Genomic DNA, 22,655 nt, shown 5'->3' with positions numbered 1-22,655 from the left:
GCAAGAGCCGAGCCAACTCCCCCGGAAAAATAGTGACTGGCAGGGAGTCAGGATCCCAGACGCTCCATTCCCCCATCCTTGGTTGGGACATTTTGTCCACCCTCATCAACCAAAATGTCCCGATCCTTGGTGTGGGCTTGTGGATCCGGGGCCGGCAAGATGGCGGGCGGTTCACTCCGCTGGGAGGCGGGAGAAGAAAAAGAGGGGGCAGCGGCTGGCTGGTTGGCAAGGGCCTGCTCGGGTGATGCCTGATCTGATGGCGACAGTGCGCTGCCGGACTCGGCCTCTGGCGCCGTCACCGTCTCCACCAGCCAGTTGCGCAGCCCGGCGGTCAGGGCCGCCGGCAACAGCTCGGGCTGGCTGAAATCCTGGGTGTAGTCATCCAGCCCGTCCGGCTTGTGAGTGCGAAACATGGCTCTCAGTGTCTCTTTGTCAGGCAGTGCAGATTTGCCCGGCTGGATTGGTCTGGCCGGCTGCGAAGCGGCGTCATCGATAGCCGGTTTTCCCTCCGACACCTCATACAGGAGACCCTCGGCAGCCTCGGGTTCACCACTCCTCTTGTCAGTGCTGACTACGCGGCTATCCAGCTCTGTATCTGGCATTTCATCTTTGCCATTGCCTTCGGTGGGGATAACAACAACCTCGGGGTCGGCCTGCTCCCGTGGCTGCAATGCCTGATGCTTTCGAGCCGACCAGCGCTTGAGGAACTCACTCATGGGAGCCTGCTCCCGAACGCTCGCGGCCATCGGGGCCTGTGGCCTTGACGGCACCGCAATTGGCTTGATCACTGGCCTCTCTTGATGTCTCAACTCTCGTATCGACCCCCAGCTGATCCTGCGCCCGCCCCTTGCCCTTCTTGCCCTTGCGACGGGCCTCCAGCAGCTCGCCATGGCGGCCGATAAAGGCCTCCACCCAGGCTTGCAGCGCCTCGGGCAGCGGGCAGGAGAGCACCTGTCGCTCGCCATCCATATAGGCGGCCGCCACTGTCTGACTCAGGGTCAGCCCATCGGCCACAAAGCCATTGTCCACGCGGCTTCCGGTGACAAAGAGGCGTGGCGAGCCGGAGCTTAAGTTAAAGCGATAATCCCCCCGCTCATCGCGAAACAGGGTGAGGGGCAGCGCACCGGCAGCCTCGGGTTCGGCGGGATGGAGCGCCGCAATCTCGAAGCGGCGGCTCTGCCAGCGGCCAACCTGGCTGTCGATGGCATTCAACTCCAGCTGCAGCCAGCGCTGCGGGGAGAGGGGTTTGGTTGTGTCTTGCACTGTCGCGACTCCCATCAGAAGGTCTCTGCCGGGCCGCCCTTCTCTATGATTAGCCCCGGTCGGGGCTGGTCACTGCGGGTAAATCGAGGCGGCCACGGCCATCAATGGGATAAGACATAGCAAGAGTGGGGCCAAGGCGGGTGTGGTGGTTGATGGGGGCTTTGATGCGGGTTGGGGCATCGTGCGGGAGGTAGGTTGGCGCTGAGCGCAGCGAAGCCCAACATGCAAAGAAAAAACAATTCCCCCCCCAATCCAGCTTGGTGTTGGCAATAACCGAGTGACCAGATGATTGCCTATATCAACAAGATCACGCGGTAAACGTTGGGCTTTACTTCGTTCAGCACCAACCTACGATTTAGCCCAATATACGAGATATTAGGAACTGTTATTTCGGATTTTTCCAAACGAACAATATGCATCTCAATATATAACTTTTCATTTTCAGCTATGACTCAAACGTCCCTGATACTGGTGGATTTGTTCTTGGTGAATACCCAACTTTGCAAATAAATGTGAGATAACTACAAGTCTAAGAATTTGGCCAATATCAATATAGTCATCAATATTTAATTTCTTCATCATTACTTTCGGACGCCCAACATGAGCTAATTCATTACGTAAAGAGGCAATCGCACGACCCAAGTCAGGCTCCTCAGTTTTCTCAAAAATTTTAGCCAATTGAGATTTTAGTTCCGATGATGCATATGTATTAAACGGTCTTACATATTTTTCGGATGAACCACCACCTAAATCAACATTTATAGCTTCTAATTGAGTTGAATACAGAATGATATCGCTTTGAGCATAATGAAGAGTTCTAAAGCCAGTTTCATACTGATGTGATATAGACAGCACTTGAAAATCATCATAAACATCAAGCCAGTTTGAAAGCACGTTCTTCATATCAATCTGCTTCCAATTAATAGGGATGAATCTATGGTTAATCTCTTCCTTAGCTAACTCAACTGTACGACCTTCCAATACCAAGCTATTAAGTACATTTAGTGTGTAGTCCTTCCCTGTCAATTTCAACGTTATCTCATCAGGAAATACTGGGCGAGACATTAGAATAGAAAATAGAGCGGATATCTTTGTTATATCATTTATAAGTCTGTCGGCTTCTTGTTGTGTGTCTGTTGTGTAACGAACATAATATTTAAGCGTTTTTCTCAAATTAAAGTACGAGGTAGGATGCTCCTCTTTTATTTTCTCTAATGCGGCCGCCAGTTTTTCTGTTGCTTCTTTATCTCGAGAATAGATAAGATTTATTATCTGATTACCGACCATAGAGTAAGTGGCAGCATTTTCAACCTTGATATTCCACCCATCACCATCGACTTCTACAATAGGTTCCTCTTGATATTTTAGTTGCGTAGCAAATCCTTGTGGATGAATGAACTCCTGCATACCATTAAATGTAAAAAGTGCACACTCAAACGTTTGCCCAGAATTAACAAAATCTCCAATAATTAAGTATAAGAATCCATGTACTCCTGATTTTACAAAAACAGAACCCATGTAGTGAGTTCCGCTTTCAAAATCAAAACTTCCAACTAGAGTACATTTTTTACCATTACTTAAAACCCCAAATAATCGATCGCACGTACTAGGAAAACTGCTATTTGAAAGGCTGTATTCTAATTGCAAACCATTCTGTGGAGAATATTTAATTTTTGCAGGAAACCTAACTCCTTCAGTATTTCCTTGCGTAAAAAAATCACCAAAAAACTCGTAGCTTTCGAAAGCACTATATTTTTCACTCATCAAACCCGCCTCTATTTTATAGATATTTGAGTTACAAAGCCTCAATTAACATTTAAAATATTTATTGCATTGTTGGCGTATATATTCTTTCGCTGACCACCATTTGTCCAGCCAATTTACAAGCAAGATATCCATGTTCTGCCATGTAACACAAAACCTTATTATCCCTCTCCAAATAATCTGGAACAAAACTTGCTGTATCCCTCTCCTTAGATCCCGGCAACCGGTCGCGAGGGGCCCATGACACCGACCTTTATCAAAAGCAATGCTGCCGCCCAGCTCACCATGGCCGTCGAGGTGATGGATGAACAGGGCACGCTGCAAACCCGCCAAATCGCCTGTGAGCGGCCACTGACGGTCTACCTCAACTGGAAGGAGATAGTGACCCTGATGACGCTGGGGGCCCGCCCCGAGGCGCTGGTGTTGGGCTATCTCAAGAATCAGGGCTTTATCGAGGATATTGCAGCCATAGAGTCGGTGATCGTCGACTGGGAGAGCGAGGCCGCCGCCGTGGTGAGCAGCCAGCAGGCCGAAGATCTCGACCAGGCGCTGGAGAAGAAGACGGTCACCTCCGGCTGCGGTCAGGGCACCATGTATGGCAGCGTGATGAAGAAGCTCGAAGGGGTGGTCTTGGCGGCACCCACGCTGAAACAGAGCACCCTCTATGCCCTGCTGAAAGCCCTGTCGGCCCATAACGAGACCTACAAGATGGCCGGCGCCGTGCACGGCTGCGCCATCTGTCGCGGCAGCGAGATCCTCTCCTTTGTCGAGGACGTGGGGCGCCACAATGCGGTGGATACCCTGGCGGGCGAGCTCTGGATGACCGGCGAGAGCGGCGCCGACAAGATCTTCTACACCACGGGCCGGCTCACCTCGGAGATGGTGATCAAGGTGGCGCAGATGGGTATTCCCGTGCTGCTGTCGCGCTCCGGCGTCACCCAGATGGGGCTGGATCTCGCTCGCCAGCTCGGCATCACCATGATTGCCCGCGCCAAGGGGCGCCACTTCGAGGTCTTTACCGGCCAGCAGCATCTGGAGCTGGACGAGAAGCCACCTGTGCTGCCCAGCAGCCCCTCAGGTCGGGGTCAACGAGAGTAAGCCATGACTGAATTTATGAGTGCCGAGCAGATCGCCCTGTATCTCGACCGGGCAAGCCAGAGGATCAAGCGCAAGCCATGAACGAATTTATGAACGTGAAGCAGGTGGCCGAGTATCTCGATCTCAACGAGAAGAAGGTCTACCAGCTCGCCAACGAGGCGCGCATCCCCGCCACCAAGGCGACCGGCAAGTGGCTGTTTCCGCGCTCCCTGCTCGATCGCTGGCTGCTCGGCAGCTGCCACGAGGGGGTGATGAACGACCGGCTACTGCTGGCAGGCTCCGACGACGTACTGCTGCACTACGCCAGCAGCCGCTTGGCCCAGCAGCTCGGCACCCAGGCGCTGGTGGGCTACACCCCGTGCGGCACCCGTCAGGGGCTGGCGATGCTGGCGCGCGGCCATGTGGATCTCTGCGCCATCCACTGGGGGCAGGCCGAGGAGGCCCACCTGCGCCACCCGGCGCTGGTGCAACAGTATCAGGGCCACCGGCAATGGGTGATCGTGCATGGCTTTCGGCGGGTACAGGGACTGGTACTGCGGCAAGGGCTGCAGCCCAAGGAGGCGAAAGAGGCGCTCGACTGGCGCTGGGCCATGCGCCAAGAGGGTGCTGGCAGCCAGCGCGCCCTGCAGGAGTGGCTGCAAACCCAGGGGGAGTCGTTGACCAGGCTGGAGCGCACCATTGAGGTCAACAGCGAGCGGGAGCTGGCCGCCGCCATCAGCCGTGGCGATGCCGACGTGGGGCCCGGTGCCCAGAGCACCGCCACCGAGTTTGGCCTCGGCTTTATGCCGCTGTCGCAGGAGTGCTTCGATCTGGTGATGCCGCAGGGGGTCTTCTTTCGCACCCTGCTGCAACAGCTGATCGGCTGGCTGCAATCCCCCGAGGGGCGCGAGCTGGCGGCCCGCCTCGGCGGCTATGACCTGACCCAGAGCGGCAAGCTGGTGTGGAGCCCGCAGTAGCGAAAGAGGCTAGCCCTCTCTTTGTGCCGACAGCCCTGACCAGCACGGGCCTGCCACCCTGGCAGGCCCGTCTGTTTTATTGCCCATCTGTGCTATTCATCCGCTCTGATAAATGGGTAGGCACTTACCCTTTCCGTGACTCACCCACTGCCGAGTCAGGCTCATGCACCGCAGTGCCAGATTCACGCCCTTCGGCCCCGAGCGCGATGCGCCATCCCTCCAGCTGGGCGGGCTCGCCGCCGCTGGGCAGGCGGGCACGGCTGAGCAGCCTGATGGTAAAGCAGCTTCCTTTGCCCAGGGTGGAGGCCACCACCAACTCCCCGCCCCAGCGGCTGATGATGCGGTGGCTCAGGGCCAGCCCAAGGCCTGTGCCTGTGGCACGGGTGGTGAAAAAGGGGTCGAAGATCTTGTCCATGATGGCGGCGTCTATGCCGCTGCCGTTGTCGATGACCCGCACCTCGGCCCCTTGCAACCCTCCCGCCGCGTCGAACCAGTCGCGACTCTCGACCCGGATCTCTCCCTGCTCCCCCAGCGCATGGCTGGCGTTGACCAGCAGGTTTATCAGCACCTGCAACAGCTGCTGGCGATCCGCCTCTATGGGTTGCTGGGCCTGCAAGTCGGCCACCAGGTTCACCTGCTGCTGGCGCAGGGCGGAGCGGACCAGGGTCAGGCTCTCTTCGATGATGGGGGTGAGGTGCTGCCAGACGGGCGCCGTCTCGTAGTCGCCGGGGCGGGAGTATTGGAGCAGGCTGCGGGTGATGGCGCGAATGCGCTCTATCTGGGCCAGCACCAGCGCCAGCTCCTCGCTGACCGGGGCGGCAGCCTCCCCCAGCTCCAGCTTCATCAGCTCCACATTGCCGAGGATCACCGCCAGCGGGTTATTGATCTCGTGGGCTACCCCGGCGCACAGCTCGCCGAGGGCCGCCAGCTTCTCGCTGATGAGCAACTGCTGGCGCGCCTGGGTCAGCATATGGATGTGGTGTTCAAGCTCGGCAGTCTTCTGCTTGAGGCTCAAGGTGCGCTCGGCCACCTTTTGTTCCAGCTCGTCGGCGCTACGGGCCAGCTGCTGCTGGTGCGCGGCCTGCCTGTCCAGCATGGCGTCAAACTGACGCCCCAACTGGGCCAGCTCGTGGTCGGGGTCGAGCGGCAGCGCCCCTACCCTGGCAGACTGGTCGTGCTGCACCTGACGCACCACGCCGTGCATCCGCTCTATGGGGGTGAAGAGATCCCGCGCGCCGCGATAGACCAGCAGGCCCGAGAGCAGGAGCAGCACCACCACGCCTGAGCCCAGCTCCAGCAGGTTGGTGAGGTAGGTGCGAATGAAGGGCCACTCCAGAAAGCCGACGTAGAGCATGCCGATGCGCTCACCGTGTGCCCCGAGCAAGGGCTCGTAACCGGAGACATACCAGGCGTCGTGCACGAAGGCGCGGTCGACCCACAGCTCCCCCCGGCCCAGCACCTGCTCGCGCACCGGTGCCGAGACCCGGGTGCCCACTGCTCGCCCCAGCTGGCGACTGCTGCTGGCGGGCACGTTGGTGCTTACCCTCAGATCGCCGAGAAACAAGGTGACAGTGCCTATGCTCCCCGCTGGCAGGGTATTTTTGGCAAACACCTGCCCCTTGAGCTCGTCCACCAGCCGGGTGCTGCCGTTGATGAGCTCGCCCCCCTCCAGCACGGCCCAGAGGGAGCCGTCTCTGGCCATGACGGGCGTCAGGGAGAGGCTGACTAGCCCCCGGGTCTCCTGGCCAGGGGCGGCCGTGTGCTCCCTGTCCAGCACGGCGCGACTGGCAAGGGCGGGCGAGAGGGCCAGCAACTGCTCCCGCGACCAGACCACGAAGTGGCTCACGCTGCGCCCGGCGGCGAGGGCCGTGCGCTCCCGGGCGGTCAACTGATCCAGTTCGGCACCACTGCGCAAGCGCAGAAAATCGAGATCGTAGTTGGCCGCCAGCGGCATCACCCAGGCCTGCAGCTCTTCGGGCGTCTGGCGCAGCCGCAGCTGGAAGGCCCAGGCATCGCGCAGGTGCTCCAGATGTTCGGCCTGACGCTGCTGCTGCACATTGACCGCATGGTGGGCCACCCCGAGGTCGCCGCGCACATTGGTGAGCAGGTTCTGCCAGCTGTAGGTGAGGGTCCAGTAAAGCGTCAGCCCTATCATGCCCACCAGGGTCAGCATGATGGGCACCGAGGTGAGCAGCAGCAGGCGCCAGCGTACCTTGGTCTTGAGCCAGCGCGGCAGCAGGGTCATAGCGGTGCCATCCGGTTGCAGGTTTTCATTCTATGGCCCACTCCTTGAACTTGCGCTCCAGGGTCTTGCGCGCCACCCCCAGCACCCGGGAAGCGGCGGATTTGTTGCCATCATGGCTCGCCACCACCTGCAGGATATGGGCCTTCTCCACCTCGGCCAGCGGCCACGCCAGCGGATAGCCCTCCTCGCTCGCCCCCTTATCTTCTGCCTTGCTGCTCTGCCAGTAGTCGGCGGGGGGCTTGCCCAGCAGCAGGCAGCGCTCGATCAGGTTGCGCAGCTCGCGCACGTTGCCGGGCCAGGGATAGGCCTGCATGGCCACCACGTCCTCGTGGGTCCAGCTAAGCGAGCCCATCCCCATCTCGGCGGTGAGCTGGCGGGTGAAGTGGTGCACCAGGGCCGGGATGTCGTCGACGCGATCGCGCAGGGGCGCCACCGGCAGCGCCACCACATTGAGGCGGTAGAAGAGATCTTCCCGAAAGCGGCCCGCCTCCACCTCGGTTTTGAGGTTGCGGTTGGTGGCGGCGACGATGCGCACATCCACCGACAATTCACGTTCGGCGCCGACCGGCCGAATGGCTTTTTGCTCCAGCACCCGCAGCAGGGACGATTGCATGGCGAGCGGCATCTCGCCTATCTCGTCCAGAAAGAGGGTGCCCTGGTGGGCGACCCGGAACAGGCCGTCGCGCCCCTTGCGGGCACCGGTGAAGGCCCCCTGCACGTGGCCGAACAGCTCGCTTTCGAGCAGCTCGGGGGCGATGGAGGCGCAGTTGAGCGGCACGAAGGCCCCCATGCGGCCGGAAAGCTGGTGCAGGGCGCGGGCCACCAGCTCCTTGCCGGTGCCGGACTCCCCCTCCACCAGCACGGCGGCGTTGGAGGGGGCCACTCTGGCGATGAGCGTCTTGAGCTCGCGGGTCTTGGCGCTGTCGCCTATCAGGGTGGGCGGGAACAGCTTGCTCACCTCCCGGCGCAGCAGCAGGTTCTCCCGCTCCATCTGGCGGCGCTCTATCACCCTGTCCACCGCTTGCACCATCTGATCCAGGTTGAAGGGTTTGAGGATGAAGTCGCTGGCGCCGAGCCGCAACGCCTTGAGGGCTGTCTCCATGTCGCCGAAGCCGGTCATGAAGATGATGTCGCTGCGCCGGGTGGCAGGGTCTATGGCCTCGTGCCACTCGATGCCGGAGCGCCCCGGCAGCCGGATGTCGGCGATGATGAGATCGAAATGCAGACGGCAGCGCAGGGCTTCCGCCTCCTCCACGCTGGCGGCCGTCTCTATCTGGGCGAAGCGCCTGGCCAGCGCCTTGGCCAGAAAGCTGCGCATGCCGGGCTCGTCATCGACGATGAGCAGAGAGAGGGCGGACCAACGGCTGGCGGGTGCAGTCATGAAAAAAGTACCTCAGATTCGACAAGGTTCCGGGATTGTCCCACCGACCTTATAAACTGTGGGACATTTTGTCGCTAACCGGCCCCCAGTGCCAACCCCCTTTATTAAAAGCGACGGGGCCATCACGCAATTAACGCCGTTAACCGACTGTTTTAGCATTGAAAACCGTGCTGCTGGCAGCATGCGGCCAGCTTGGCACCCTGCTTGCTTATTCCTGCCCTCTCCCCATCACCCGGATACGATGAACATCATGATCACAGGAACCGTGCGCCAACGTCTCGCCCTTGCCCTCTCTACCGCCCTGCTGCTGAGCCTCCCCTTGCTGAGCACAGCCAGCCATGCCGAGAGCGCCAAGGCGCCCATTCGCCTCGCCACCACCACCAGCACGGAGCAGTCCGGCCTGCTGGGCTGGCTGCTGCCCCAGTTCACCAAGGAGACGGGTTATCCGGTACAGGTGATGGCGGCCGGTACCGGCCAGAGCCTGAAAATGGGTGAGAACGGCGACGCGGATCTGGTGATGACCCATGCTCCGTCTGCCGAGAAAGCCTTTGTTGACGCGGGCTTTGGCATAGAGCCGGTGCACCTGATGTACAACGACTTTGTCATCGTCGGCCCGAGCCAGGATCCGGCCGGCCTGACCAAGCTGCACGACGCCGCCAGGGCGCTGCAGGCCATCAAGGATAAGAAGCAGACCTTCATCTCCCGCGGGGACGAGTCCGGCACCCACATCAAGGAGAAGACCCTGTGGCAGGCAGCCGACGTCAAACCCGAGTTTGCCGGCTACAAATCCATCGGCCAGGGCATGGGCCCGACCCTGACCATGGCTTCCGAGCTTGGCGCCTATACCCTGACCGACCGCGGCACCTGGCTCGCCTATCAGAGCAAGCTGGATCTCGCCGTGCTGCTGGAAGGCGACAAGCGCTTGTTCAACCCCTATCAGGTGATCCTGGTCAACCCCAAGCGCTACCCGGATCTCAATACCGAAGGGGCCCGCACCCTGAAGAACTGGCTGGTCTCCGAGCACGGCCAGACGCTTATCGGTGACTTCAAGGTGGCAGGCCAGGCGCTATTTGTGGCCGATGCCAACGGGAAATAATGCAGCCCTTGTTCCATACGATCACATGGATGGCTCTCGCCCCGCACGACAGGGGAAGCGTCTGATGCCGACCTTGGTCGAAACGACGCTGGCCGCCCTCGCCCTACCCCATGAGGAGAGACGCCTGATGCCGGCCCTGCTGGATATGACCGCATTGACGGCCCTCGCCCTGCCCCATGAGGCAAGCGTCTGATGCCGACTCTGCTGGATACAACGCTGGCCGCCCTCGCCCTGCTGTTCGGGGGCGACACAGATCTGTGGCAGGTGGTGGGGGTCTCCTTCTCCGTCTCCTGCCTGGCACTGGCGCTGGTGCTGGTGCCGGCGCTGCTGCTCGGCTTTGCGCTCGCCTATCTGCCGATCCCGGCGCGCTGGCTCTGGCTCTCCTGCATCAACACCCTGCAGTCGGTGCCGACCGTGGTGATTGGCCTGCTGCTCTACATGCTGCTGTCGCGGGCCGGCCCCTTCGGCGACTGGAAGATGCTGTTCACCCAGCAGGCCATGGTGGTGGGACAGATGTTGATCGCCTTCCCCGTCATCGCCACCATGGCCCACGCCGCCTTTATCCAGAGCGACAGACGCGCCTGGGAGACGGCGCTCACCCTGGGGCTCTCCTGGCCGAGGGCGCTGCTCGGGCTGATGCGCGAGTGCCGTTTCGGCCTCTTGGCGGCGGTGATCGGCGCCTTCAGCCGCATCGTCACCGAGGTGGGCTGCTCCATGATGGTGGGGGGCAATATCCTGCACTTCACCCGCAACATCCCCACCGCCATCGCGCTGGAAACCCAGAAGGGCGCCTTTGCCCAGGGGGTGGCGCTCGGCATAGTGCTGCTGAGTCTGGCCCTGCTGCTCAACCTGCTGCTGACCGCGTGCCGCGGTCACAGTTATTTGAAAAACTGACCATGGCACCGCGCATTTTTATCCCTGACCGGATGCTGCTGACCCCATCTCTGTCGTGGCCACAGCAAGTTGAAGAACCGACCATGCCCCCACTGTTTATCAACTGGAGTATCCCATGGCCCTGACCGCCCACCAGCTGATGATGCGCTTTGGCGAGCGCAACCTGTTCCAGATAGAGCGGCTATCCATCGCGGCGGGCGACGCCATCTGGCTGCGCGGGGCGAACGGGGTGGGCAAGACCACGCTGCTCAAGATACTGGCCGGCCTGCTGACGCCGACCCTGGGCCACACCAACCTGGCCCGGGGCTGGCGCGCCAGGCTCGAGCAGTGGATCACACGGGATCCCGGCCCGGGCCGGGTCACCTATCTGCACCAGACCCCCTATCTGTTCGATCGCAGCGTGCACGACAACGTGGCCTGGGCCCTCGGCCATCAGGCCGCCGACGAGGTACGGGTGTTCGAGGCGCTGCGCCGGGTCGAGCTGGAGGGGCTGGCGCGGGAGCACATCAGCATTCTGTCCGGTGGCGAGCGCCAGCGTCTGGCCATGGCCCGCGCCTGGGCGCTGCAGCCCGCCTTCTTGCTGATGGATGAACCCACCGCCAATCTGGATGCACATTCGGTTGCCCTGATGGCCGCCTTGGCGCAAGATCTGCGGGAACAGGGCAGCGGCCTGGTCATCATCAGCCACCAGAGCAACGATCTGACCGACCTGTGCGAGCGGCAATGGACCCTAGCCCGGGGCCGGCTGCACGAACCCACCCCTTTGAAAATCATCGAGCGACATGACCTCAAACAGCGAACCCAGAACTGATGCCTTCCCCGTCTCTGCCGTGATCCTGGCCGGTGGCCGCGCCACCCGCATGGGGGGCGAAGACAAGGGCTGGGTCCAGCTTGCGGGCCGCCCGCTCATCGACCACGTGCTTGACCGACTGAGGCCCCAGGTGGACGAGATCCTGATCAACGCCAACCGCAGTCAGGCCCGCTATCAGGCGCTGGCTCCTGTCATCAGCGACGACAACCCGGACTATCTGGGCCCGCTGGCGGGCATGCAGGCGGGCCTTGCCGCCGCGCGCCACGACTGGGTGCTGTTCGTGCCCTGCGACGGCCCCGCCCTGCCCCGCGATCTGATGAGCCGTTTTCGCGCCGCCCTCACCCCGGATACCGAGCTGGTGGTGGCCCACGACGGCGACTGGCTGCAACCCGTGGTCGCCCTGCTGCACAAGTCCCTGCTGCCGTCGCTCACCCTTGCCCTGGCCGAAGGGGAGCGCAAGATAGATATCTGGTTTGCCCGCCACCGGATGGCGGTGGTGAGCTTTGCCGACCAGCCGGATGCCTTCATCAATCTCAACAGTCCGGCCGAGCTGGCCGCCTACGAGGCGCGCCTGCTGAACTCGTCTACCGACCCCCAACAAGGAGCCACCCCATGACCCCGGCCCCCACCCTGCCCCTGCTCGGCTTTGCCGCCTGGAGCGGCACCGGCAAGACCACGCTGCTGGAGCAGCTCATCCCCATGCTGGTGAGTCGTGGCCTGCGCCTCGGGGTGCTCAAGCACGCCCACCACGACTTTGACATCGACCAGCCGGGCAAGGACAGCCATCGCCTGCGCAAGGCCGGTGCCAGCCAGATGATGGTCGCCTCCCGTCGCCGCCATGCACGAATGGTTGAAACCGAGCTGGCCGAGGCCGATTTTCGCGAGCTGCTGGCCAGCTTCGATCAAACCAGCCTCGACCTGCTGCTGGTGGAGGGGTTCAAGCACGAGCACTTCCCCAAGATAGAGCTACACCGCGCCGCGCTGGGCAAGCCGCTGCTGTTCCCGATTGATCGCGACATCATAGCCCTGGCAAGCGATCAGCCCCAGGAAACCGCCCTGCCCCGGCTCGATATCAATGATCTGGACGCCATCGCCGACTTCGTCTGCGCCTACCTGACGCAGAGCCGGCAGCAGGAGCAGGCGCCGGGGGCCGGCTTCTTGTCGGTCGAAGGCGCGCGCCAGGCCATCCTTGACGCACTCGAGCCCGCCACCCGCAGCACGGACACGCCGCTGGCCCGCAGCCACGGCGCAGTGCTGGCGAGGGATCTCGTCAGCCCCATCAATGTGCCCCCCCACGCCAACTCGGCGATGGACGGGATTGGCCTGCGCGGCGACGACCTCGCCGCCGGTCGCTGGCAACTGGTGGGTCAGGTATTGGCGGGCCAGCAGCGCCACGAGCCGGTACTGGCGGGTCAGGCGGTGCAGATCATGACCGGCGCCCCGCTGCCCCCCGGCGTCGATACCGTGGTGATGCGCGAAGAGACTCAAGTTGACGGCGACTGGGTCACCCTCAGCGCTCCCATCAAGGCAGGGCAGAACGTGCGTCTGGCCGGTGAAGATCTCGCCAAGGGCGCGGTCGCCATCCCGGCCGGCACCCGCCTCGGCGCCCCCCAGCTGGGACTGGCGGCATCGCTCGGTCAAGCCACGCTCAGCGTGCGTACCCCGCTCAAGGTGGCGCTGTTCAGCACGGGTGACGAGGTGCAGGCGCCGGGCGAGACGCTGGCTCCGGGCCATATCTTCGACAGCAACCGCTTCACCCTGATGGCGCTCATCGCCGCCGCCGGCTGCGAGGTGGTGGACTTGGGCATCATCCCGGATGATCCCGCCATACTGCGCCGGCAGCTGGCGCAGGCATCGGCCGACGCCGATCTGGTGCTGAGCTCGGGCGGCGTCTCGGTGGGCAATGCCGACTTCATCAAGCAGGTGCTGGCCGAGCTTGGCCAGATAGCCTTCTGGCGCATCCAGATGCGGCCGGGCCGACCGTTGGCGTTTGGCAAACTGGGGCAGACCCCCTTCTTCGGCCTGCCGGGCAATCCGGTGGCGGCCATGGTCTGCTTCCTGCAATTTGTCGAGCCCGCCATCGCCCGCCTGCAGGGCCGGGTCTGGCAGCCGCTGCGCCTGTCGGCACAGGCCGAACAGAAGATGCAGAGCCGCCCTGGGCGCACCGAGTTCCTGCGCGGCATCTTCCATCAGGATGCCAGCGGCGTGCTGCGGGTGCGCACCACAGGGCCGCAGGGCTCCGGCATTCTCAGCTCCATGGCCGAGGCCAACTGCCTGATTGAAATTGTCCCCGCCCAGCCGACCATTGCGGTCGGCGAGCGGGTCTGGATCCACCCACTCCAGGGACGAGTGGCCTGATATATAGCGATCACCCCGCCGGGCGTGGCGGGGTGTTTGCGCTCATGACCCGAGGCTTGTCCCTTGCGCCTGAATACCCCGCTCTCCCGGCTCGATCTGCTGATCTATGGCCGCTATCGCATCGTCCACGGCCTGCGCATCGCGCTCGCCTTCATGCTCACCTTTCTGCTGACCCGTGAACTCAAGCTGCCGGAAAGCACCTGGCCGCTGATCACGCTGGTGGTGGTAATGGGGCCCATCTCGTTCTGGGGCAATGTGCTGTCACGGGCCCTGCAACGGGTGGTCGGCACCATCTTCGGCGCCGGTTGCGGTGTGGTGGCCCTCTATCTGGAGCTCTACTCCCTGCCGCTGACCCTGGTGTGGTGCGGCTGCATCATGTTCCTGTGCGGCTATCTGGCGCTCGGCAAACGCCCCTACGTGGGGCTGCTCATCGGCATCACCCTGGGCGTCACCATGGGGGCCATGCCGGGGGACATAGAGACGGCGCTGTGGCGCAGCGCCGACGTGATCCTGGGCTCCCTGCTGGCGCTGCTGTTTTGCAGCATCTACCCCCAGCGCGCCTACAGCCACTGGCGGCTGCAGATGCACGACACCCTGCTGCAGGCGCACCGGCTCTACCATACCCACCTCTCCCCCAACATTCTGGAGCGACCCAGGCTGGCCCAGAGCCACTCTCGTCTGCTCTCCAAGATGGTGAGCCTGCGCCCCCTGCTGGCCCCGGCGGTCAAGGAGACCCGCCTTGGCAGCGCCCTGTTCGAGGCCATCCAGACCACGATGCGCAACACCCTCTGCACCCTGGAGATGCTGGCCAACACCTACTGGAGCGATCGCCAGAGCCACTTTCTGATGCAGAGCACCCCCGAGCTGCGCGCCTGCCAGCAGGCGACCGAGGCCGTGATGATCCAGCTGGCGCTCATGCTCAAGAGCGGCGAGTTGAAGGGGGCTGAGCAGGCCATCAGCGAGTTGCAGGAGGCCGCGACCCGGGTGCGGCTCGATGCCGGGGGCGAGGCCGCCATCAGCGGCTATCTCTGGCTGAGCCTGCAACTCACCGAGCAGCTCACCCACCTGCGCCGCCTGCTGGGGCTGGTGATGTACCCGCCCCGCAGCCAGAGCCACCCATAGCAAAACGCCCCGCAATGCGGGGCGTTCTTGTATCCTGGGCTGGCCACTCAGGCCATGGCAGGGTTGCTGCTCGCCAGCTCATCCAGCTGGGCCTGAGTCAGGGTCGAGACCAGCCGGCCATCGAAGTAGATATCCAGCAGCTCGCCGCGTTTTTCACCGCGCATCAGGCTGCTGCGACCATCCAGGTAGTGCACCTCCATCTGGGCGGTACGCTCGTCCGGATAGCTCATCTCGACCTCGCGCACCCCTTGCGGCAACATGGCCAAGGGCACCTTGTTGAGAGCCGGGTCCAGATGCTGGTTGACCTTGATCAGGGCATCGAGCTTCTGATCCACCAGCGCAGGTGACTTGCCGGTGATGGGGTTCTTGCCCGACCAGAATTCGATGGTATTGAACACGAACAAGTCCGCCGTCGCCGCCAGACCATAGACGGGGGAGAGCAGCAGGAAGACCCCGGCCCGACCGTAACGGTTGTCCACCACGCTGAGATTGCCCTTGGTCACCATGGAGGAGAGCCCCATCTGCCCCATGCAACCGCTCAACCCCATGCTCGCAAGCATGCCCGCCAACAGGGCCAAGGCCCTGCTTTTTGCTCTTGTTGCCATTACGTTTTCTTGCTCCAGAATCGTGAGGCGGCAAGCCTAAACAGGCCGCCCCCGGCGGGCAATTGACAAGCAGGGGGTGATACAGCAGGGGTTCAGATTGGTGAGCTGACCGCTCGGATTGTGCACAGCCGCCAGGACGGCAGCCGTGCTCGGGGAGGAAAAATGACTCAGGCGCCGATGGCCAGACCCGAAACAGTCTGGGTCACGTTGGTCGCCCCCTGCTCTATCTGTACCATCACGCTGCTCACCTCGACGATCTGTTCCTTGCCACGCAGGGCACTCACGGCGACTTCGTTGATGTTGTTGGTGATCTGTGCCGTCAGTTCACGGTTTTTCTGTACCACGCTGTCAATCTCGCTGGTAGAGAGGGAGGTTCGGGCGGCCAGTTGCCGCACCTCATCCGCCACCACGGCAAAGCCACGGCCCTGATCCCCGGCCCGCGCCGCCTCTATGGCCGCATTAAGCGCCAGCAGGTTGGTCTGCTCGGCGATGCTGCTGATGGTGGAGACGATGGCCTCGATACTCTTGGATTGCTCGTTGAGCAGCCCGATCAGATCGGACATCCGGCCCACCTGCTCCGAGATGGCCGTGGAGATGCTGACCGAGGAGTTGAGCAGGGTCGCCCCGGTTGCCGCCGCCCTGGTCGTCTCCTGCGATATGCTGTGGGCGATGCGGGCCGCCTCGCTCACCGCCTGCGCGCGCTGGATCCGCTCGGTCACATCGCTGGCAAACTTGATCACCTTGATCACCTTGCCGGCCTCGTTCTTGATGGGGTTGTAGCTCGCCTCCAGCCAGATCTCGTTGCCATGGCTGGTGCGACGCAGGAACAACCCGGACTTGACCTGCCCCTTGGCCAGATCCTCCCAGAAGTGCGGCTGCTCCCGATAGAAGCTCTCATCGCAGAAGATCCTGTGATGCTGGCCCTTGAGCTGCGACAAGGAGTAACCCATGCAGGAGAGAAAGTTCTGGTTGGCGCTGACAATCTCCCCCTTGGGGGTGAACTCTATGATGGCCTGGGAGCGATCGAGGGCGGTCGAGGTGGCCTCCTGGCTCAGCAACTGCTCATGGCTGTGGGTGATGTCGGAGGCAATCTTGATCACCCGCACCACACGCCCCCCCTGCTTGACCGGGAAGTAGGTGGCATCCAGCCACAGGGTGTGGCCCTGCTTGTTCAGCCGCCGGAACACGCCACTGTGGCTGCGCCCCTGACGCAACTGCTCCCAGAACTGCTGGTAAGCGCTCGACTGGGCATACAGGCCGTCACAAAATATCCGGTGCGGCTGGCCCACTACCTCCTGCTCGCTGTAGCCCACCACTCCCAGAAACAGCGGATTGGCATCCAGGATCTGCCCCTCTGGACTGAAGGTGATCACCGCCACCCCGCCTTTGACCGCATCGATAAAGGTCTGTGCCTGCGTCAATTGCTCCTGACAAGCCAGCAGTTCGGCTTTGAGTTTAAGATTGAACATCTTGTCTATACCTCGTCATCAGGGAAAGCTCCCCCGCCTGAATTGATCTTAGTCAAGGTTTCTAGCTTCTCGGCGCTCAGATAGCAACGGGGAAGGGGTGGCCGACCACTCCAAATAGGCCGGATTGGCCACAAAACCGACCCGTTCATACAGAGGACGCCCCTCATCGCTGGCATGCAGCCACACCTTGCCAAGTCGTTCGGCGCTGGCATGGGCCACCATGGCATCGAGCAGGGCGCTGGCCATGCCCTGCTTGCGGTAGGCCGGCAGTGTATACATGTTGAGCAGATAGGCCTCCCGTCCCGACAGGTTGCCGGGATAGGGCGGGCGCACAAACAGGGCCAGCGTGCCGCTCGCCACCACCTCACCCCCGACCTCGGCCACCCAGGAGCGCGCGCTGCCATCGGCCTGCGCCGTGCTGAAATAGGCACGGGTCGCCTGCCAGAGATCCAGATCGGCCAGCGGATCGCTCAGCTCGCCCACCTCGCAAAACAGCCCCATGCGCAGACTCACCAATGCGGGAATATCAGCCTGCGTTGCCTGACGAATGATCATCTGCACCTCCTGGTGTCATCACGGCTCCAAACATGACAAGGCGCCCCCGAAGGCACGCCTTGTGGAGGGAGCAGTGTGTGCAGATATGTCCCCCTTGGCAAGGCGACCGGGCTCCCGTACCCGGGGACTCCGACCCCCACGGGCCAACTATATCCAGCCCGCGGCGGGCGATCAAAAAAGCCCCGCCAGAGGACGGGGCCAAGCAGCCTGGCAGCCAGGGCAAACCGGGCGAGACATGACCTGGTCACCCACCAGGCCGGTTGCTGCAATCTCTTGATAACAATAAAAAAGACAGCCGAAGCTGTCTTTTTTGTCTGAAGCCGAACTTAGTAGAAGATCCGCTCACCACGTTCGCTCATCTTGAGCCACACCGGCTTGGTGCTGGTCTTGCTCCAGATGCGGTGCAGATAGCTGTAGAAACGGGCGCGATCACTGCGAAACAGCATCACGGGGAAGGCCAGAATACCCACCAGCAGCACATAGATGCGACGAAGAATTATCTGAGTCAGGGAATAGGGATGAAACATGATAGCACTCCTTACTGGTAAGACCACTGAGCAAAGATTACTCCACAATTTGTAGGATTACTACACCAACAACCTCGTTTTTTCGCAAAAAAGTTCGTCAAAAGCCACAAAATGAAATTAGGTTACATCCATTAACTTACAAGCAACAAAATCTGGCAAAGCGGCGCCGTTTGACCAGATTTAATGAGTTGGCAGTCAACATGGAGTCTGTGCGATGAAACCCGCAGAAGTGGCGATCATAGGAGTGTTGGGTCTGTTGCTCTGGTCGGAGTGGCAGGATTGGCGGCTCAATCAAAACGACAGCATAGAGCTGGCCTACAAGGGGGCTCCGACCATCAGCTTGTGGCAATGCGGCCAGTTGAAACAGAAGATGATGGATCTGACCGAGCATTCGGCCGAGGTGCAGTTTCAATTCCGGGGACAGGATCTGGTGGAGGTCAATCGCTATCTGGAACGGGAGTGGCAACAACAGGGCTGCGAACCCTTGCTGACGCAGCAGGGATATTGAGAAAACCGGAATAGCGGGAAACAGAAACACACACATGAATGTGTGGGATCTTGGTGCAGGGATGAGGCTTAACAGAAAGATGATGGAGGCACGTTCCGGAGTCGAACCGGACTAAACGGATTTGCAATCCGCTGCATAACCGCTTTGCTAACGCGCCATGCTGACAAGGCTGATTGCCTTGAAAGTGATACCCATAGTTGGTGCTATGAGAAATTGGAGCGGGAAACGAGACTCGAACTCGCGACCCCGACCTTGGCAAGGTCGTGCTCTACCAACTGAGCTATTCCCGCCTGACTGCCGTGTGCCAGTTACCTGACAACGAGGCGCATTATACGTACCCCAAGCGCGGGCACAACCCTTTTTTCGCACTTTTAGCCCTTGCCCGTGCTGTTTGCTCAGGGTTTAGACGGCTTGGCCAAAAAAACCACATCAGGCTGTGACCCCACAGGCGAATTTAAGATAAAGTCATTGAAATGATTAGTCTTTAGTCAGAGACTTGTGGCGCTTAGTAACTGGATTCTCAATTGAAAATCACACGATGAAATGGATCTTCAAGCCTCGTGGGCTCAGGCCGCAGCTAATGCTGGCTTTTTTCATGCTGGCCATGGTGCCCTTCCTGGTCGTCACCCTGTTCTTCCTCTACAGCCACGGCAAAGATCTCACCACCCAGACCTCCAATCATCTGGTGTCGGTGCGCAACATCAAGAAGAGCCAGCTGGAGGATTACTTCGGCAACCTCAAAGAACAGATCATCAACTTCTCCCAGCAGGATTTTGCCGGCAACAGTATCGGCCGCTTCTATGGCTTCACCGGAGCCTTCGAAAAACTCGGCGTCACGCCACAGGAGGCCCGCGCCCGCGCCCAGGCCCGCTATGTGCCCGGCTCCTGGGATCAGTTGCAAAAACCCGACGACAAGGCCGACATAGAGCCCTCCATCAGCGCGCTGATCCTGGCGGACGAGATGTATGGCCGGGTGCACCAGCGCTTTCATCGCGGCTATGCCGACATGGTGCGCAAATCCAACTACAGCGACATCTTCCTCATCGATCTCAACGGCGACGTGGTCTACTCGGTCACCAAACGCCCCAACTTCGCCACCAACCTGCTCTCGGGCCCCTATCAGGCGAGCGGCCTTGGCAGCACCTTCGCCAAGATCAAACGGCGCCTCGACGGCGGCCAGAAGCCGCAGCAGATCTTCGAATTCACCGACTTTGGCCGCAACGAGCTGACCGGCCAGGTGGTCGCCTACATGGCCGCCCCCGTGATGCAGTACGACTATGTGCGCGGCGTTGTGATCTTCGAGCTGCTGCCGGACAAGCTCAACCAGATCATGGCGGAGCGGGAAGGCCTCGGCGAGACCGGCGAGACCATCCTCATAGGCCCGGACAAGCGGATGCGCGCCAACGCCTGGCTGGCGCCGGAATTCAGCGTGGAGAACAGTTTCAGCCCCAATTTCAGGCCGCTGCAGACACCGCTGGTGGTCAAGACCCTCTCAGGCGAGCAGGGTGTCGGGCTGTTTCGCTCCTATCACGATGACGAGGTGCTGGCCGCCTACACCCAGGTGAAGGTGTTCGACACCGAGTGGGCCTTCATCGCCGAGATCTCCACCAGCGAGGCCTACCGCCCCATCCGTCAGCTGGAGACGCTGGTGATCCTGCTGGGGGCCGGCTCCCTGCTGCTGCTGATCCTGTTCTCGCGCTGGCTTTCCCACTCCATCACGGCCCCGCTGCGCTCCCTCACCGCCGCCGCCGAGCAGGTGGCGGACGGCGCTTTGGATCACCCCATCACAATCCCCCGCACCGACGATGACATAGACAGGCTGGCCCAGGCGTTTCGCCACATGCAGCGCTCGGTGAAGGACAAGATAGAGCTCATCGAACGCCAGACCCAGGAGCTGCAACAGCAGGTCAAGCTGACCCACAAGCAGAACCTCAGCCTGCAGCAGGCGGACAAGCTCAAGGATGAGCTGCTGGCCAACACCTCCCACGAGCTGCGCACCCCCATCCACGGCATCAAGGGGATGGCCGAATCCATGCTCGCCAGCCAGCAGGATCTCACCGAGGGCCAGCAGAAGCAGCTCGGCCTCATCATCAAGAGTGCCGACGGCCTGGCCCGGCTGGTGGACGATCTGCTCGACTACCACCAGATGCGCTACGGCCAGCTGGAGATACATCCCCAGCCGGTCGCCTCCAAGGGAGTCATACGGCTGGTGCTGGATCTCTGCCAGCACCTGGTGCAGGCCAAGCCCCTCACTCTGGTGGACATAAGCCCGGCGGAGCTGCCGCCGGTGCTGGCGGACGAGCAGCGCCTCGAACAGGTGCTCTACAACCTGGTGGGCAACGCCATCAAATACACCCCCCAGGGCAAGGTGGTGCTGAGCGCCCAGGTGGAGGGCAATTTCCTGCGCATCAGGGTGACAGACACCGGCATCGGCATCGCCAGAGATCATCTGGAGCACATTTTCGAGCCGCTGGTGCAGATGAGCCCGGAAGTGAGCAAGCAGGGGGCTGGCCTCGGCCTCTCCATCACCCGCCAGCTGGTGCACCTGATGGGGGGTGAGCTGTTCGTGGAGAGCGAGCCGAGCGTCGGATCCACCTTTGCCTTCACCCTGCCGCTCGCCAGCGGCAAGGCGGGCAGCCTGACGCTGGACAGCCGCCAGATAGAGCACCAGCTGGTGCGCCAGCAGCCGCTCATCCTGCCGGACTGGGAGAGCGATGACCTCCCCCCTCCCCCCGAGGATGCGCCCCTCATACTGGTTGTGGATGACGAGCCCATCAACCTGCACATACTGCGCCACCTGCTGCAGCCCTGCGGCTACCGCATACTGCCCAGCAGCGACGGCCACGATGCGCTGGCCAAGCTGGCCCAGGAGCCGGTGGACCTCATATTGCTGGACGTCATGATGCCGACCCTGTCGGGATTTGACGTCTGCCGCCGCCTGCGCCAGCAGCATCCCAAGGACCAGCTGCCGGTGCTGCTGCTCACCGCCCTCAACCAGCCCAAGGACATAGAAGAGGGCTTCAACGCCGGCGCCAACGACTATCTGGTGAAACCCTTCTGCAAGGAGGAGCTGTTTGCCCGGGTCAGGGCACTGCTGGAAGCCCGGGCTGGCCGCGCCTCTCTGGTGGAGAACCGGTTGCTGAAACAGGAGATAGAGCACCGCCTCACCCTGCAGGAGCGGCTGCATCAGGATCAGGAGCGGCTGCTGGCCCTGCTCGGCGAAGGGGCCGATCCCATGGTCTTCATCGACGAGCAGGGCACAGTGCTGTTTGCCTCCCGGGTGCTGGCCCGCTTGCTGGGCCAGGAGCCGGAAGCCATGGAGGGTCAGCCGCTGGACGAGTGGCTGGCCAGCCCGTTGACCTCCCAATGGCCCGATCTGAAGGCCCGCCAGGAGCAGCGTCTGGAATTCCTGGTGGCCGGGCTGAAGGACGAGCTCAATGCCCGTGCCCTGCCCATCAGTCTGGGGGGACAGGCCGCCTTCGCCCTCACCCTCAGCACAGAACCGCGCCAGGACGAGAACCGGGTGATGGCGCTGGAGAACGCCCTCAAGAGCCTGTCGCGCCAGGCCATCATAGAGGACGGTCAGCTGCTGGGTGAGCTGAGCCGGTTGGGGGGAGAGTTCCGATCGCTCGCCGACGATCTCATCCGCCAGCAGGATGACGAGCCGCTGCGCCGGGCCCTGGTGGATACCATGCGCCTCACCCTGGATGCCTGGCAGCAGAGCACGGGCAAGGGCAAGATAGTGCTGGCGGAGAAGAGCAAGCTGTGGCGGGTCTACATGGACAGATCCAGCCCCCAGACCCGCACCCTCGACAAGTACCTGAGCCTGGACACCCTGCCCAAGGCGCCGCGCTGGAAGACGGTGGTGGCCACCGCCGAGTACGTGCTCACCCACGGCCCGCTGAGCGATCCCCAGCGCCAGCAGTTGCACCACAGCGCCCAGACCCTGCGTCAACTCGCCAACCGCAAACCCTGACATGACCCGCCCCGATCTGCGCCCTGG

General features: G+C 61.8%; 20 protein-coding genes and 2 tRNA genes. 11 read left to right on the top strand and 11 right to left on the bottom strand.

Features of this window, described 5'->3' with window-relative positions; all coding sequences use genetic code 11:
* Positions 1-47: 47 nt before the first annotated feature.
* The 3 genes from CK910_RS11695 to CK910_RS11685 form a co-directional block, all read right to left on the bottom strand.
* Positions 48-716, bottom strand: a complete 669-nt coding sequence (locus CK910_RS11695; protein ID WP_098983148.1) for a DUF3306 domain-containing protein — start codon at positions 714-716, stop codon at positions 48-50.
* Positions 709-1,278, bottom strand: a complete 570-nt coding sequence (locus tag CK910_RS11690) for a DUF3305 domain-containing protein (protein WP_098983145.1) — start codon at positions 1,276-1,278, stop codon at positions 709-711. Before CK910_RS11690 ends, CK910_RS11695 begins: the two co-directional genes overlap by 8 nt.
* Positions 1,279-1,704: 426 nt before the next feature.
* Positions 1,705-3,027, bottom strand: a complete 1,323-nt coding sequence (locus tag CK910_RS11685) for a HEPN domain-containing protein (protein WP_157774613.1) — start codon at positions 3,025-3,027, stop codon at positions 1,705-1,707.
* Between the two features lie 240 nt (positions 3,028-3,267).
* Between CK910_RS11685 and CK910_RS11680 the strand changes: the two genes are divergently transcribed.
* Positions 3,268-4,125, top strand: a complete 858-nt coding sequence (locus tag CK910_RS11680) for a formate dehydrogenase accessory sulfurtransferase FdhD (protein WP_098983140.1) — start codon at positions 3,268-3,270, stop codon at positions 4,123-4,125.
* An 89-nt stretch (positions 4,126-4,214) separates the two neighbouring features.
* On the top strand, positions 4,215-5,081 hold the full coding sequence (locus CK910_RS11675; protein WP_005312265.1) for a helix-turn-helix transcriptional regulator: 867 nt from the start codon (positions 4,215-4,217) through the stop codon (positions 5,079-5,081).
* A gap of 124 nt (positions 5,082-5,205) precedes the next feature.
* Here the strand turns inward: CK910_RS11675 and CK910_RS11670 are convergent, their stop codons facing one another.
* Positions 5,206-7,326, bottom strand: coding sequence for a sensor histidine kinase (locus tag CK910_RS11670; protein ID WP_098983137.1), 2,121 nt, complete (start codon positions 7,324-7,326; stop codon positions 5,206-5,208).
* A gap of 25 nt (positions 7,327-7,351) precedes the next feature.
* Entirely contained in the window at positions 7,352-8,707 is a 1,356-nt protein-coding gene (locus CK910_RS11665; protein WP_098983135.1) for a sigma-54-dependent transcriptional regulator, read from the bottom strand.
* 250 nt (positions 8,708-8,957) lie between these two features.
* Between CK910_RS11665 and CK910_RS11660 the strand changes: the two genes are divergently transcribed.
* The 7 genes from CK910_RS11660 (at position 8,958) to CK910_RS11635 (ending at position 14,988) form a co-directional block, all read left to right on the top strand.
* Complete coding sequence (locus CK910_RS11660; protein WP_098985064.1) at positions 8,958-9,803, top strand: substrate-binding domain-containing protein; 846 nt, start codon at positions 8,958-8,960, stop codon at positions 9,801-9,803.
* A gap of 64 nt (positions 9,804-9,867) precedes the next feature.
* Positions 9,868-9,996, top strand: a complete 129-nt coding sequence (locus tag CK910_RS24510) for a hypothetical protein (RefSeq protein WP_290065050.1) — start codon at positions 9,868-9,870, stop codon at positions 9,994-9,996.
* The gene (locus CK910_RS11655; protein WP_043137869.1) at positions 9,996-10,697 is read left to right on the top strand and encodes an ABC transporter permease; all 702 of its coding nucleotides are present in this window, start codon (positions 9,996-9,998) and stop codon (positions 10,695-10,697) included. Before CK910_RS24510 ends, CK910_RS11655 begins: the two co-directional genes overlap by 1 nt.
* 115 nt (positions 10,698-10,812) lie before the next feature.
* Positions 10,813-11,508, top strand: a complete 696-nt coding sequence (locus tag CK910_RS11650) for an energy-coupling factor ABC transporter ATP-binding protein (RefSeq protein WP_098983132.1) — start codon at positions 10,813-10,815, stop codon at positions 11,506-11,508.
* Positions 11,480-12,124: a molybdenum cofactor guanylyltransferase MobA gene (gene mobA, locus CK910_RS11645; protein WP_098983129.1), complete on the top strand. Its 645-nt coding sequence runs from the start codon at positions 11,480-11,482 to the stop codon at positions 12,122-12,124. Before CK910_RS11650 ends, mobA begins: the two co-directional genes overlap by 29 nt.
* Positions 12,121-13,866: a bifunctional molybdopterin-guanine dinucleotide biosynthesis adaptor protein MobB/molybdopterin molybdotransferase MoeA gene (locus CK910_RS11640; protein WP_098983127.1), complete on the top strand. Its 1,746-nt coding sequence runs from the start codon at positions 12,121-12,123 to the stop codon at positions 13,864-13,866. The genes mobA and CK910_RS11640 overlap by 4 nt, the downstream gene beginning before the upstream one ends.
* Before the next feature lie 63 nt (positions 13,867-13,929).
* Entirely contained in the window at positions 13,930-14,988 is a 1,059-nt protein-coding gene (locus tag CK910_RS11635; RefSeq protein WP_043556363.1) for an FUSC family protein, read from the top strand.
* 47 nt (positions 14,989-15,035) lie between these two features.
* Here CK910_RS11635 and CK910_RS11630 read toward each other — a convergent pair whose 3' ends face one another.
* From CK910_RS11630 to CK910_RS11615, 4 genes are all read right to left on the bottom strand, one after another.
* A complete protein-coding gene (locus tag CK910_RS11630; RefSeq protein ID WP_098983124.1) occupies positions 15,036-15,593 on the bottom strand; it encodes a DUF3332 domain-containing protein in 558 nt (185 codons plus the stop codon).
* A gap of 167 nt (positions 15,594-15,760) precedes the next feature.
* Positions 15,761-17,062, bottom strand: coding sequence for a methyl-accepting chemotaxis protein (locus CK910_RS24505; protein ID WP_043136011.1), 1,302 nt, complete (start codon positions 17,060-17,062; stop codon positions 15,761-15,763).
* A gap of 48 nt (positions 17,063-17,110) precedes the next feature.
* Positions 17,111-17,617: a GNAT family N-acetyltransferase gene (locus CK910_RS11620; protein WP_098983121.1), complete on the bottom strand. Its 507-nt coding sequence runs from the start codon at positions 17,615-17,617 to the stop codon at positions 17,111-17,113.
* Positions 17,618-17,943: 326 nt separating this feature from the next.
* A complete protein-coding gene (locus CK910_RS11615) occupies positions 17,944-18,144 on the bottom strand; it encodes a YbfA family protein (RefSeq protein ID WP_043136007.1) in 201 nt (66 codons plus the stop codon).
* Between the two features lie 214 nt (positions 18,145-18,358).
* On the opposite strand from CK910_RS11615, the gene CK910_RS11610 reads away from it, so the two are divergent.
* The gene (locus tag CK910_RS11610; protein ID WP_043136003.1) at positions 18,359-18,652 is read left to right on the top strand and encodes a hypothetical protein; all 294 of its coding nucleotides are present in this window, start codon (positions 18,359-18,361) and stop codon (positions 18,650-18,652) included.
* 83 nt (positions 18,653-18,735) lie between these two features.
* Here the strand turns inward: CK910_RS11610 and CK910_RS11605 are convergent.
* Both CK910_RS11605 and CK910_RS11600 read right to left on the bottom strand, forming a co-directional pair.
* Positions 18,736-18,809 (bottom strand) — tRNA-Cys (locus CK910_RS11605).
* Between the two features lie 57 nt (positions 18,810-18,866).
* A tRNA-Gly gene (locus tag CK910_RS11600) sits at positions 18,867-18,942 on the bottom strand.
* Positions 18,943-19,190: 248 nt separating this feature from the next.
* Between CK910_RS11600 and CK910_RS11595 the strand changes: the two genes are divergently transcribed.
* Positions 19,191-22,628, top strand: a complete 3,438-nt coding sequence (locus tag CK910_RS11595) for an ATP-binding protein (protein ID WP_172955296.1) — start codon at positions 19,191-19,193, stop codon at positions 22,626-22,628.
* The last annotated feature ends 27 nt before the right edge of the window (positions 22,629-22,655 follow it).

The organism is Aeromonas sp. CA23 (assembly GCF_002587065.1).
Taxonomy (GTDB): Bacteria; Pseudomonadota; Gammaproteobacteria; order Enterobacterales; family Aeromonadaceae; genus Aeromonas; species Aeromonas bestiarum.
This window is presented reverse-complemented; position numbering and strand designations above follow the sequence as displayed.